Origin of the sequence: Pseudomonas sp. CH235 (assembly GCF_004368175.1) — a bacterium.
GTDB classification, from domain to species: domain Bacteria; phylum Pseudomonadota; class Gammaproteobacteria; order Pseudomonadales; family Pseudomonadaceae; genus Aquipseudomonas; species Aquipseudomonas paraglycinae.
This window is the reverse complement of sequence record NZ_RRZJ01000007.1, coordinates 138,946-151,397: the sequence shown is the minus strand read 5'-3', so window position 1 is coordinate 151,397 and position 12,452 is coordinate 138,946. Positions and strand designations below refer to the sequence as shown.

11 protein-coding genes are annotated in these 12,452 nt (G+C 60.6%); 3 read left to right on the top strand and 8 right to left on the bottom strand.

The genetic code is table 11. From position 1 onward, the window contains the following. Positions 1-76: 76 nt before the first annotated feature. Complete coding sequence (locus EIY71_RS10415; protein ID WP_134021635.1) at positions 77-841, bottom strand: SDR family oxidoreductase; 765 nt, start codon at positions 839-841, stop codon at positions 77-79. Between the two features lie 312 nt (positions 842-1,153). Between EIY71_RS10415 and EIY71_RS28540 the strand changes: the two genes are divergently transcribed. After that, positions 1,154-1,522 carry a hypothetical protein gene (locus EIY71_RS28540; protein WP_166673420.1) on the top strand — a complete coding sequence of 123 codons (369 nt, stop codon included), beginning with the start codon at positions 1,154-1,156 and terminating at the stop codon, positions 1,520-1,522. A 61-nt stretch (positions 1,523-1,583) separates the two neighbouring features. Here the strand turns inward: EIY71_RS28540 and EIY71_RS10405 are convergent, their stop codons facing one another. The 7 genes from EIY71_RS10405 to EIY71_RS10375 all read right to left on the bottom strand — a co-directional run bounded on the left by EIY71_RS10405 (position 1,584) and on the right by EIY71_RS10375 (position 10,053). After that, positions 1,584-2,300 (bottom strand): ABC transporter ATP-binding protein, encoded by a 717-nt coding sequence (locus tag EIY71_RS10405; RefSeq protein WP_102716973.1) that lies wholly within the window; start codon positions 2,298-2,300, stop codon positions 1,584-1,586. Then, on the bottom strand, positions 2,297-3,169 hold the full coding sequence (locus EIY71_RS10400) for an ATP-binding cassette domain-containing protein (protein ID WP_007950657.1): 873 nt from the start codon (positions 3,167-3,169) through the stop codon (positions 2,297-2,299). The genes EIY71_RS10405 and EIY71_RS10400 overlap by 4 nt, the downstream gene beginning before the upstream one ends. Further along, positions 3,166-4,467 carry a high-affinity branched-chain amino acid ABC transporter permease LivM gene (livM, locus tag EIY71_RS10395; protein WP_085746519.1) on the bottom strand — a complete coding sequence of 434 codons (1,302 nt, stop codon included), beginning with the start codon at positions 4,465-4,467 and terminating at the stop codon, positions 3,166-3,168. Before livM ends, EIY71_RS10400 begins: the two co-directional genes overlap by 4 nt. Positions 4,468-4,470: 3 nt before the next feature. Next, complete coding sequence (locus tag EIY71_RS10390; protein ID WP_007915894.1) at positions 4,471-5,385, bottom strand: branched-chain amino acid ABC transporter permease; 915 nt, start codon at positions 5,383-5,385, stop codon at positions 4,471-4,473. 229 nt (positions 5,386-5,614) lie between these two features. Then, entirely contained in the window at positions 5,615-6,748 is a 1,134-nt protein-coding gene (locus tag EIY71_RS10385) for an ABC transporter substrate-binding protein (protein ID WP_011332206.1), read from the bottom strand. Positions 6,749-7,112: 364 nt separating this feature from the next. Further along, the gene (locus EIY71_RS10380; protein WP_129973461.1) at positions 7,113-8,396 is read right to left on the bottom strand and encodes an FAD-binding oxidoreductase; all 1,284 of its coding nucleotides are present in this window, start codon (positions 8,394-8,396) and stop codon (positions 7,113-7,115) included. Between the two features lie 166 nt (positions 8,397-8,562). Then, positions 8,563-10,053 carry an aldehyde dehydrogenase family protein gene (locus tag EIY71_RS10375; protein WP_007950668.1) on the bottom strand — a complete coding sequence of 497 codons (1,491 nt, stop codon included), beginning with the start codon at positions 10,051-10,053 and terminating at the stop codon, positions 8,563-8,565. Positions 10,054-10,214: 161 nt separating this feature from the next. On the opposite strand from EIY71_RS10375, the gene EIY71_RS10370 reads away from it, so the two are divergent. Beyond that, positions 10,215-11,120: a LysR family transcriptional regulator gene (locus EIY71_RS10370; protein WP_134021628.1), complete on the top strand. Its 906-nt coding sequence runs from the start codon at positions 10,215-10,217 to the stop codon at positions 11,118-11,120. A 107-nt stretch (positions 11,121-11,227) separates the two neighbouring features. After that, the gene (gene pncB / locus EIY71_RS10365; RefSeq protein ID WP_085685119.1) at positions 11,228-12,451 is read left to right on the top strand and encodes a nicotinate phosphoribosyltransferase; all 1,224 of its coding nucleotides are present in this window, start codon (positions 11,228-11,230) and stop codon (positions 12,449-12,451) included. The last annotated feature ends 1 nt before the right edge of the window (position 12,452 follow it).

Here is a 12,452-nt window from a genome sequence, read left to right as displayed (position 1 = left end):
GTGAGTCTACCTTACTGCCAGAATTTGGCCGATTTGCCCTCTTCGCCAGCAGACTGGCAAAGAGGGCAAAACCGTATCAAGCCTTGTTACGCTCGATGGCAAAACCGGCCCAGGTCTGGCTCACCGGCATCAGCTCAAGGCTGTTGATGTTGATGTGCGCCGGCGCATTCAGTACCCAGAAGATCGTCTCGGCGATGTCCTGCGGCTGGATCGGATCGGCACCGGCGTAGGTCGCGTCGTAACGCGCCTGATCGCCGGCGAAACGCACCAGCGAGAACTCGCTCTCGCACAGGCCCGGCTCGATGTTGCTGACCCGCACGCCGGTGCCCTGCAGGTCGCAGCGCAGGTTCAGCGAGAACTGTTTGACGAACGCCTTGGTAGCGCCATAGACATGGCTGCCCGGGTACGGGTAGTTACCGGCGATGGAGCCGAGGTTGACGATGCCGGCGCCGCGACCGTGGGCGATCAGGCGTGGCAGCAGCAGACGGGTGCTGTACATCAGGCCTTTGACGTTGGTGTCGACCATGGTGTCCCAATCGTCGAGGTCGCACTTCGGTGCAGGGTCCACGCCCAGCGCCAGGCCGGCGTTGTTGATCAGGCCGCGCAGCTTGGCGAACGATGGCGGCAGGTTGGCAATCGCCTCCTCCATCGCCTTGCGATCACGCACGTCCAGCACCAGGCCATGCACTTCGGTCTGCTTCGACAGTTCGGCGCACAGCGCGTTGAGGCGTTCTTCACGACGACCGGTCAGCACCAGTTTCCAGCCGGCCTCGGCAAAACGACGGGCACAGGCTTCACCAAAACCGGAGGTCGCGCCGGTGATAAACAGGGTGTTGGACATCGTGTTCTCCTTGCTTCGGCCGCCGGGGCAGCCATTGGAATAGAAAATCAGCGGGCAGCATGCCCGGCCCCGCTTTAACCGGCAACCACCGAATCCTGCTCATTAATTGATCAACGGCCGCTACGCCATATGCGCCGTGGCCTGTAGCCATGTGCACGCACGTTATCCACAAGCCCTTCCACAGTTTCCGGGGGCAAGTGGAAAAGCGCAAAGCCGCGCCACACAAGGCTTTGCGAGCGATTCAGAAAGTTTTTTGCTTGACCCTGAACAACCAATTGTGCCGGGCAGGGCATTTTGCACGACCGACCGGTCATGGCCATGATTGCGCGAGGCCAGCAATTACGGCCCTTAGCCGAGTCTTTCCAGAGTTTAGTCACAGACTTATCCACAGGATTGACCACAGCCATCAGCGCTGTTTTGCGCCCCCATAAAAAGGTTGACAAACAGGCCTTCCCCTCAGCAAAAACACACTGTTCAAAAAACAACCACAGCGCTGCAAGCCACGGATTCAAAGGCTTCCAGCCAGCTACACCCACGTTATTCACAGCCAGCTCCACAGCAAACGGGGACAAGTCAAAACTGTGGAAAAACAGCCATTTGCAGCGGCTTTATGTCGCGCTTTGGCAGGTTGGCGATTTTGTTTTCCACAATTTCCCGAAAGTCGTGGTTTTCAGTGAATGAGCAGACGCAGAAAAAAAACCCCGACACTCACGCATCGGGGCTTGTGGACAACTTCAAACGATCAGTGACCGCCGAGGTAAGCGTTGCGCACTTCCTCGTTCACCAGCAATTCCTGGCCGGTGCCCGTCAGGCGGATCTCGCCGTTGACCATCACGTACGCCCGGTCGGACAGTTTCAACGCATGGTTGGCGTTCTGCTCGACGAGGAAAATGGTCATGCCGGTTTTCGCCAGTTCCCGCAGGGTGGCGAAGATCTGTTTCACCACGATCGGCGCCAGCCCCAGGCTTGGTTCATCCAGCAGCAACAGCTTGGGCCGGCTCATCAGCGCCCGGGCGATGGCGAGCATTTGCTGCTCGCCTCCGGACATGGTCATCGCCCGCTGCGTGCGGCGCTCTTCGAGCCGCGGGAACAGCTCGAACATGCGCTGCATGTCTTCCTTGGCGTACTTGTCGCCGATCGGAATGGTGCCCATCAGCAGGTTTTCCTCGACGGTCATGTCGGGGAACACCCGCCGCCCTTCCGGCGATTGCGCAATGCCGTTGGAAGCGATGTAGTGAGATGACTTGTGGGTAATGTCCACGCCCTGATAGAGGATCTGCCCGCCCGCCGCCCGTGGCTGGCCGAAGATCGACATCAGCAGGGTGGATTTGCCGGCCCCGTTGGAGCCGATCAGGCTGACGGTTTCCCCTTCGTTGATCTGCAGTGAAACGCCTTTGAGGGCCTGGATCGGGCCGTAGAACACGTCCAGATCCTTGAGTTCGAGGATGGGTTGCGTCATACGACTTCCTCTTCGTCGGCGCCCAGGTAGGCAGCGATCACTTTCGGATCGTTTCGAATGGCATCCGGACCGCCCTCGGCGATGACGATGCCGTGGTCCAGCACCACGATGTGATCGGAAATGCTCATTACCATGCCCATGTCGTGTTCGATCAGCACCACGGTCAGATCGTGCTCGTCGCGCAGCAGCCGGATCATCGCGCTCAGCGCTTCGGTTTCCTGAGGGTTGAGGCCGGCGGCCGGTTCGTCGAGGCAGATGATCTGCGGCCGCGTGCACATGGCCCGGGCGATTTCCAGACGGCGTTGCTGGCCGTAGGAAAGCTCACCGGCCAGACGGTTGGCGCAGTCCACCAGATCCACCACTTCCAGCCAGTAGAACGCGCAGTCCAGCGCGTCGCTTTCAGCCTTGCGATAGCCCTTGGTGTTGAGGATGCCGGCCAGCATGTTGCGGTTGACCCACATGTGCTGGGCCACCAGCAGGTTTTCCAGCACCGACATTTCCTTGAACAGGCGAATGTTCTGGAACGTCCGGGCCAGGCCCGCGCGGTTCACCAGGTGGGTGCCGCCGAACATCTTGTAATACAGACGGCTGGCGAAGTTTTTCGGCGAGACGAAGTCGGTCGGCTTGAACGACTCGCCCAGCAGCTGGATGACGTTGGTCTGCTGGCCGCGCACGTTGAGTTCGATCTTGCCGCCGGAAGCCTTGTAGAACCCGGTCAGGCAGTTGAACACCGTGGTCTTGCCGGCGCCGTTGGGGCCGATCAGGGCGAAGATCGAGTTGCGCTTGACCTTCAGGCTGACATCGCTCAAGGCCTTGATGCCACCGAAGTGCATCATCAGTTTTTCAACAGAGAGTACGACTTCACTCATGGCGCAGTCCTCTCATAGTGAATGGCACCTTTGCGTGGAGTGACCCCGGTACGGCTGATGCGGATCAGCCCGCGAGGTCGCCAGATCATCATCAACACCATCAGGATCCCGAACAGCAGCACGCGGTATTCGGCGAAGCCGCGCAGCAGTTCCGGAGCGACGGTCAGCACGAACGCTGCGATCACCACACCGATGGTCGAGCCCATACCGCCGAGTACCACGATGGCGAGGATCAATGCCGATTCGAAGAAGGTGAACGAGGTCGGGTTGACGAAACCTTGATAGGTGGCGAAGAACACACCCGCCAGACCCGCCGTGGACGCACCGATGGTGAACGCCGAGAGCTTGACCAGCACGTGGTTGAGGCCCATCGAGCGGCAGGCGATTTCGTCTTCACGCAGGGCTTCCCAGGCGCGGCCGACCGGCATCTTCACCAGGCGATGCTTGATGTACAGCACGGCCAGTACCACCAGGAACAGCACCGCATAGATGAAGTAATACTTCACGTCCGGGTTGTAGGCGATGCCAAAGAACTCGTGAAACGGTACCCCGCCATCCTTCGCACGCTTGCCGAACTCCAGACCGAAGAAGGTCGGCAGTGGCGCCGGCATACCGTTCGGGCCGCCGGTCAGGGACAGCCAGTTGTTGAGCACCAGACGAATGATTTCACCGAAGCCCAGGGTCACGATCGCCAGGTAGTCGCCGTGCAGGCGCAGCACCGGGAAACCGAGGATGCAACCGGCCAGCCCGGCAGTGATCGCCGCCAGCGGCAGCACGGTCCAGAAGCCCAGGCCGAGGTACTGATAACCGAGCGCCAGACCGTAGGCGCCGATGGCGTAGAACGCCACGTAACCCAGGTCGAGCAGGCCGGCCAGACCGACCACGATGTTCAGGCCCAGACCCAGCAGCACGTAGATCAGTCCGAGGATGACCACGCCCAGCAGGTAGGAGTTGGAGAAGAACGGCAACGCCACGGCGACGGCGATCATCAGCGGGATGATCCAGCGCAGGCGCGATTTGTAGTCCGGGGGCAGCACATGCACGCCGGAACCGGTGCTCTCGAATCCGTCGAGAATGCGCAGGCCCTTCGGGGTTTGCAGGAACAGACTGAGGGCAAAACGGCCGGCCATGACGATGGCAATGATCCACGCCACGCGGGTCGGTTCGAGGTTGAAGCTGTAGCCGTCGAGTACCACGCCGACGATCGGCCCGAACACGATCAGGGCGATCAGACCGGCGAGAATCGCCTCAACCAGGCTTTTTTTGACATCAATGGATTTTGTAGTGGTTGAAGACATCGCTTACACCTTCGACACAAGAGGACGGCCCAGCAGGCCCTGAGGCCGGAAGACCAGAACAAGTACGAGCAGCGAGAAGCTGAACACGTCTTTGTAGTCGGAGTTGACCAGGCCCGAGAACAGCGACTCGGAGATCCCGAGGATGATCCCGCCGAGCATGGCGCCAGGCAGCGAACCGATCCCGCCCAGTACCGCCGCAGTAAATGCCTTGATGCCGATGATGAAGCCGGCATAGAAGTCGAAGGTGCCGTAGTTCATGGTGATCAGCACGCCGGCCAACGCCGCCATGGCCGCACCGATGATGAACACGTAGGAAATGACCCGGTCGGTGTTGATGCCGAGGATCGAAGCCATCTTGCGATCTTGCTGGGTCGCACGGCACATGCGCCCGAGTTTGGTGTACTTGATGACATAGGTCAGCAGGCCCATGCCGACGAATGCGGCCACCAGGATGAAGACTTTGGTGTAGGTCAGCTGCACGAAGCCGGTACCGACTTCGACACGCCATGCACCGGTCAGCAGCGTGGGTACGCCCTGTTGTTTGGCGCCTTGGGCGATCTGTGCGTAGTTTTGCAGAATCAGGGAGATGCCGATGGCGCTGATCAACGGTGCCAGTCGGGTGGAGTTGCGCAGGGGTTTGTAAGCGACTCGCTCGATGACCCAGCCATACACCGCCGTGATCACGATGGTGAATATCAGGGTGCCAAGCATCAGCAGCGGGAAGGATTCAATACCGAAGTAAGCCAGCAGAGCCAGACTGATTGCCGCGAGGTAAGCGGAAATCATGTAAACCTCGCCGTGGGCGAAGTTGATCATGCCGATGATGCCGTAGACCATTGTGTAGCCGATGGCGATCAGGCCGTAGACCGACCCGAGGGTCAGGCCGTTGACCAGTTGCTGCAGGAAAATACCATCCATAACGCAATCTCACGCAGTGAGAACCTGCACACCCTGGGGCGCGCGGTTCTTCTAGGAAAAATACAGATTTACGTCGGGGCAATGTCAGACAGGAAACCGCAGCCCCCTTGTGGGAGCTGGCTTGCCAGCGATAGCGGTAGAACATTCAACAAAGTTGTCGACTGTCAGGCCGTCATCGCGGGCAAGCACGCTCCCACAGGGAATGTGGCGTCCGGTTGATCAGGTGCCGTTATTTCTGTTTTTCCAGCTGGTGATATTTGCCATCCTTGTCCCACTGGTAGACCACGTAGTCGGAGACCTTCAGGTCGCCTTTGGAGTCCCAGGTCTTCTCACCCATGACGGTCTTGACCGGGTTTTTCTTCAGCCAGGCAGCGGCCTCCTCGCCCTTGTTCGACTTGGCGCCGTTGAAGGCGGCGGCCAGGGCCTGAACCGATGCATAGGCGTACAGGGTGTAGCCTTCAGGCTCGGTGCCAGCCTTGCGGAACGCATCTACCACAGTCTTGCTGTCTGGCAGCAGGCGTGGGTCGGCACCGAAGGTCATCAGCACGCCGTCGACGAACTGCGGGCCACCGGCGGTGGTCACCAGCTCGTCGGTCACGATGCCGTCATCGGACATGAACTTGACGTCTTTCAGGCCTTGTTCACGCAGTTGGCGAACCAGCGGGCCGGCTTCCGGGTGCAGGCCACCGAAGTAGACGACATCGGCGCCGGCGCCACGGATCTTGGTGACGATGGTGCTGAAGTCTTTTTCGCCACGGGTCAGGCCTTCGTACAGCACCGGTTTCACGCCGCGTTTTTCCAGCTGAGCCTTGGTCGCGTCGGCCAGGCCCTGACCGTAGGTGTCCTTGTCGTGCAGCACGACGACTTTCTTGCCCTTGAGCACGTCGACGATGTAATCGCCGGCGACGATGCCTTGCTGGTCGTCACGGCCGCACATACGGAACATGGCGCTCAGGCCGCGCTCGGTCACTTGCGGGTTGGTGGAGCCCGGCGTGATGGCGATGATCCCGGCTTCGTCGTAGATCTCGGACGCAGGAATGGTGGAGGACGAGCAGAAGTGGCCGACCACACCGGCGACCTTCTGGTTGGTGAGGTCCTTGGCGACCGTCACCGCCTGTTTCGGCTCGCAAGCGTCATCGCCCTTGACCAGGACGATCTTCTCCCCGTTGACGCCGCCCGCCGCGTTGACCGCGTCGGCCGCCGCTTGTGCCCCTTTCATGTACTGTTCGCCAAATGCCGCGTTGGCGCCCGTCATCGGACCCGCCACACCGATTTTCACATCAGCTTGTGCAAACGCAGAAACACCCAGCGCAGTAGCCACTGCGAGGGCCAGAAAGCCTTTCTTGTAAAACGTCTGGGACATGAGGTGGTGCTCCAAGGTTTTTTTTAGTTGGCACTGCGACTTCACTTGAATGCTCAGAGCAAGGGCCGTGCCATCGGTTTTTTATTCTTCAAAAAGTCGCTGCTTTCTTGTTATTTCGACTGTTTCGTTCCCATTTTCATTGGGCGTGCAACCGTCTAAACCGCGGAAGGTGAAACCATTTATTTTTTCAGGCGCAACCCGCACGCGCCATCATTGCAACCGCGGCGCCAAACGACGTGCAACCAGCCTGTAACAGCCCGCGTCACCGAACTGCACACTGCTGGTGCGGGACTGCTACAACCCGCACCATTACAGGCTAGTCGCTACATCGAAAAGCGCCGCTTCCGGCAACATATTTCAACACTCAAATGACGATCCGCAGGCACTGGCCCGCGTGATACAGCGAGAACCCCGCCTCGTACAGACAACTGCGCAAGCCCACACCCGCCAGGGGCTGCATCGGTGCGAAGGGAATCGGCAATGCCTGAGGATTTCCGTTACACAGGTAATCGGCGAAGGCCTTGCCGACCACGGTGCCGGTGGTCACGCCACGGCCGTTATAACCGGTGACGGCCACCAGTCCGGGCGCCGGCTCGAACAGGCGCATCAGGTGATCGGGAGTGAAAGCGATGCGCCCGGTCCAGGTGCATTCCCACTCCACGGGTTTGAGGTTGGGGAAGTAATGCTGCTGCACCCGGTCGGCCCAGGCCTTGAGGAACCAGGTCGGTTTCTGATTGCCGTTGCCGAGGCTGCCCAGCAACAGACGGCCGTCCTTGTCGCGGCGGATGCTGCTCAGCACCTGGCGGGTATCCCACGAGCCCTGCCCTCCCGGGAGGATTTCATGGGCAGCGTCTTCGGTGAGCGGCACCGAAGCGACCTGATAGTAGTAACCGGGAAAGAAGTTGCGCTTGAGTTCGGTCCAGTCGCCTTCGGTGTAGGCGTTGGAAGCGATCACCACTTGTTCGGCCAGCACCGAACCCTGCTCGGTCTGCACCGACCATTTCTGCCCTTGCCGTTCAAGACGCGCGACCGGGGAGTGATCGAACATCTGTCCGCCAAGACTGATGACCGCATTGGCCAGCCCGGTGACATAAGCCATCGGATTGAGCGTACCGGCGCGCCGGTCGAGTAGTGCGGCGGCAATCTTCTGCGTACCGGTCGCCTGTTCACAGGCCTTGCCGGTCAGCAGTTCGACCGGCGCACCCCGGCGTTTCCATTGTTCTTCGCGACTGCGCAGATCCGCCTCACCCTTGGCGTTGTGCGCCATGTGCAGGGTGCCTTCGCGGCGCAACTGGCAATCGATGTTGTATTTATCCACAAGGCTGAACACCAGCGCCGGCGCCGCACCGAGCATGCGGTTGAGCTGGCTGCCGACCGCCTCGCCGAAGCCGGCTTCGATCTCGTCCGGCGGAATCCACATCCCGGCGTTGACCAGCCCGACGTTGCGCCCGGAGCCTCCATGCCCGGCGCGATGGGCTTCGAGCACGCAAACGCTCTTGCCCTTTTCCAGCAGATGCAGCGCCGCCGACAACCCGGTGAACCCGGCGCCGATCACGCAGACATCGACTTCGACCTCGCCCCTGAGCGCCGTGTTATCCGGTCGTTGCGGCGTGAGTTTTTCCCACAGACATTCTTCGCGTAACGGCATTGCCAGACTCCAACAGAAACCTGCCAAACACACCTAAAAGATCGTTCCCACGCTCTGCGTGGTAACGCAGTCAGGGACGCTCTGCGTCCCGAAAGCGAACGCGGAGCGTTCGGTGCAGCATTCCCACGCAGAGCGTGGGAACGATCAATAGCTTTTGAGAAAACTGTCAGTCGAAAGTAATGCCTTGCGCCAGCGGCAACTCCAGCGAGTAGTTCACGGTGTTGGTCTGCCGGCGCATGTACGCGCGCCATGCATCCGAGCCCGACTCACGACCACCACCGGTTTCTTTTTCACCGCCAAACGCGCCGCCGATTTCCGCGCCGCTCGGGCCGATGTTGACGTTGGCGATGCCGCAGTCGCTGCCGACCGCCGACATGAATTTCTCGGCCTCGCGCACATCAGTGGTGAAGATGCACGACGACAGGCCTTGCGGCACGGCGTTGTTCAGGCGCAGCGCCTCTTCAAAATCGCTGTAGCCGACCACGTACAGGATCGGAGCGAAAGTTTCGCTGCACACCACGTCGCTCTGCTCCGGCATTTCAACAATGGCCGGCGCCACGTAGTAAGCATTGGGGAATTGATCTTCCAGTTGGCGCTTGCCGCCGAATACCCGACCGCCCTCGCTCAACGCTTGTTCCAGCGCGTCCTGCATGTTTTCGAAGCTGTGTTTGTCGATCAGCGGGCCGATCAGGTTACCTTCCAGCGGATGGCCAATACGGACCTTGGAATACGCGGCCTTCAGTCGGGTGACGATTTCTTCTTTCACCGATTCATGGGCGATCAGGCGCCGCAACGTGGTGCAACGCTGGCCGGCAGTGCCGACGGCGCTGAACAGAATGGCGCGCACGGCCATGTCCAGATCGGCGCTCGGGCCGAGGATCATCGCGTTGTTGCCGCCCAGTTCGAGGATGCTGCGGGCGAAGCGCGCGGCGACTTTCGGCGCCACTTCGCGGCCCATGCGGGTGCTGCCGGTGGCACTGATCAGCGCGACACGCGGGTCATCCACCAGCGCTTCGCCGGCATCGCGACCGCCGATGATCACCTGGCTCAGGTGCGCCGGGGCATCGCTGAAATTCTTCAGTACGCGTTCGAACAGCGCCTGACAGGCCAGCGCGGTCAGCGGGGTTTTCTCCGACGGCTTCCATACCACCGGGTTGCCGCAGACCAGCGCCAGCGTGGTGTTCCACGCCCACACCGCGACCGGGAAGTTGAACGCACTGATCACGCCGACCACGCCCAGCGGGTGCCAGGTTTCACGCATGTGGTGGCCCGGGCGCTCGGAGGCGATGGTCAAACCGTACAACTGGCGGGACAGCCCGACGGCGAAATCGCAGATGTCGATCATCTCCTGCACTTCACCGAGGCCTTCCTGGGTGATCTTGCCCGCTTCCCAGGACACCAGTTCACCGAGTTCGGTCTTGTATTCACGCAGCACTTCGCCGAACTGACGCACCAGCTCGCCGCGACGCGGGGCCGGTACCTTGCGCCATTGTTCGAACGCATGATCTGCGCGACTGATGTGCTGCTCGACTTCGGCCGGGCCTTCCCAGTTCACGGCGCCGATGCGGCTGCCGTCGATGGGCGAATGCACCGGCACTTTGCCGTTCTGGTACAGGGCCGGGTTCACACCTAGACGATCAAGCAATGCGGCAACCATGGGTCACTCCTCGAGCAAAAAACTGAATGTGTGCGGGCGCGTTTTCACGACCGGGCAGACCTTTAGTTGTAGCGTCAGGAAGGCTGTGCAACAAACGACCTTTACGCGAGATATCATTCCGTTTATTCATGCTGCGCAGAAAGACAAGAAAAGGATCGCCCATGCTGAACAAACGCCACTTGCCGTCGATCACCGCGTTGCAGTGCTTCGAGGCCGTGACCCGGCACCTGAGTTTCACCCGGGCCGCCGAGGAATTGAACCTGACCCAGAGCGCTGTCAGCAAGCAGGTGGCGCAGCTCGAAGAATTGCTGCAGCACTTGTTGTTCCGCCGGGTGCGCCGCCGATTGCAGATGACCCCCGCCGGCGATCTGTACCTGGTGGAAGTCAGAAAAATCCTGACCCAGGTCGAGATGTCGACCCATTACCTGCGCTCCTACGGCGGCGAAACCGAAGTCCTGCGCGTCTCCACACCCTCGACCTTCGGCGCCCGCTGGCTGGTGCCGCGCCTCAAGGGCTGGCGTCTGCGTCATCCGGCGATTCATCTGGACCTGTGCAACGAGCAGGAAGCCGATGACCTGCTGCAAGGGCGCAGCGACCTGGCGTTCTATTTCGGCCAGGGTTCACGCCCCGGCACCGAATGCCTGAAGCTGTTCGGCGAAGAGCTGGTGCCGGTCTGCGCACCGAGCAGCCTGCCGGACACTCCGTTGTCTGATCCAACGCAACTCACCGATCTGGTCCTGCTGCAGAATGCTTCGCGCCCGCAAGCGTGGCACGACTGGTTCGACAGCCAGGGCTACCAGACCGAACACAGCTACCATGGCCCGCGTTTCGAAACCTTTTATATGTGCATCCGCGCCGCGCAGGTCGGCTGCGGCGTCGCCCTGCTGCCGAGGTTTCTGGTGGAAGAGGAATTGGCCGACGGCAAACTGGTCATTCCCTGGCAGCATGCAATGCCCAGCACCGATGCCTATTACCTGGCCTACCCGGAACACGCGGCAGAAGTGCCCAAGGTGCGTGATTTCGTGAAGTGGATGCTGGAGCAGATCGACAGTCCCGATGCGGTCTGAGGCGCTGTGCCGGGATAAAAATCGCTGGCAATCCCCACCCCGGATATGCGCCACTAGCGCCATTGATTGATACCGCGCCAACGCGCGGCCCGCCTGGAGACCCCGTTATGAGCGAGAGTGTGTTTGCCGATCGCATCGTGCAGAACCTGCTCGACACCGACTTCTACAAACTGACGATGATGCAGGCGGTGCTGCACAACTACCCCAACGTCGAAGTCGAATGGGAGTTCCGTTGCCGTAACAGTGAAGATCTGCGCCCGTATCTGGCGGAGATCCGGTTCCAGGTCGAGCGTCTGGCCGAGTTGAGCCTGAGCGCCGATCAGTTGAGCTTTCTCGAGCGCATCTCGTTCCTCAAGCCGGATTTCCTGCGCTTCCTCGGCCTGTTCCGCTTCAACCTGCGCTACCTGCACACCGGCATCGAGAACGGCGAGTTGTTCATCCGCCTGCGCGGGCCGTGGCTGCATGTGATCCTGTTTGAAGTGCCGCTGCTGGCGATCGTCAGCGAAGTGCGCAACCGCTATCGCTACCGTGAAACGGTGCTGGAACAGGCCCGCGAACAGCTGTATCGCAAATTCGACTGGCTGACCGCCAACGCCTCGGCGGAAGAATTGTCGCAGTTGCAGGTCGCCGATTTCGGCACACGCCGGCGGTTTTCCTACCGCGTGCAAGAGGAAGTGGTGAACGTGCTCAAGCACGATTTCCCCGGGCGTTTCGTCGGCACCAGCAACGTCCACCTGTCCCGCGAACTGGACATGAAACCGCTGGGCACCATGGCTCATGAGTGGATCATGGCCCACCAGCAACTCGGTCCACGGCTGATCGACAGCCAGATCGCCGCCCTCGATTGCTGGGTTCGCGAGTATCGCGGGCTGCTGGGGATCGCCCTGACCGACTGCATCACCACCGACGCGTTCCTCGGCGACTTCGATCTGTTCTTCGCCAAGCTGTTCGACGGTTTGCGTCACGATTCCGGAGATCCGGTGCAGTGGGGCGAAAAATGCATCGCCCACTATCACAAGCTCGGCATCGACCCGATGAGCAAGACCCTGGTGTTCTCCGACAGCCTGACGCTGCCCAAGTCGCTGGAGATCTTCCGGGCGCTGCGCGGCCGGATCAATGTCAGCTTCGGCATCGGCACCAACCTGACCTGTGACATTCCGGGTGTCGAACCGATGAGCATCGTGCTTAAAATGACCGCCTGCAATGGCCAACCGGTGGCGAAGATCTCCGACGAGCCGGGCAAGACCCACTGCAAAGACCCGAATTTCGTCGCCTATTTGCGACACGTTTTCCAGGTTCCTGCCGTTTCCAGCCTTTCTAGCAAGGAGTGAA

Excerpts from the sequence above, each read along its gene's own strand:
- EIY71_RS10380 (WP_129973461.1), bottom strand. The coding sequence starts at position 8,396 with ATGCCGTTACGCGAAGAATGTCTGTGGGAAAAACTCACGCCGCAACGA.
- EIY71_RS10390 (WP_007915894.1), bottom strand. The coding sequence starts at position 5,385 with ATGGATGGTATTTTCCTGCAGCAACTGGTCAACGGCCTGACCCTCGGG.
- EIY71_RS10370 (WP_134021628.1), top strand. The coding sequence starts at position 10,215 with ATGCTGAACAAACGCCACTTGCCGTCGATCACCGCGTTGCAGTGCTTC.
- EIY71_RS10385 (WP_011332206.1), bottom strand. The coding sequence starts at position 6,748 with ATGTCCCAGACGTTTTACAAGAAAGGCTTTCTGGCCCTCGCAGTGGCT.
- EIY71_RS10415 (WP_134021635.1), bottom strand. The coding sequence starts at position 841 with ATGTCCAACACCCTGTTTATCACCGGCGCGACCTCCGGTTTTGGTGAA.
- EIY71_RS28540 (WP_166673420.1), top strand. The coding sequence starts at position 1,154 with ATGGCCATGATTGCGCGAGGCCAGCAATTACGGCCCTTAGCCGAGTCT.
- EIY71_RS10405 (WP_102716973.1), bottom strand. The coding sequence starts at position 2,300 with ATGACGCAACCCATCCTCGAACTCAAGGATCTGGACGTGTTCTACGGC.
- EIY71_RS10400 (WP_007950657.1), bottom strand. The coding sequence starts at position 3,169 with ATGAGTGAAGTCGTACTCTCTGTTGAAAAACTGATGATGCACTTCGGT.
- EIY71_RS10375 (WP_007950668.1), bottom strand. The coding sequence starts at position 10,053 with ATGGTTGCCGCATTGCTTGATCGTCTAGGTGTGAACCCGGCCCTGTAC.
- pncB (WP_085685119.1), top strand. The coding sequence starts at position 11,228 with ATGAGCGAGAGTGTGTTTGCCGATCGCATCGTGCAGAACCTGCTCGAC.
- livM (WP_085746519.1), bottom strand. The coding sequence starts at position 4,467 with ATGTCTTCAACCACTACAAAATCCATTGATGTCAAAAAAAGCCTGGTT.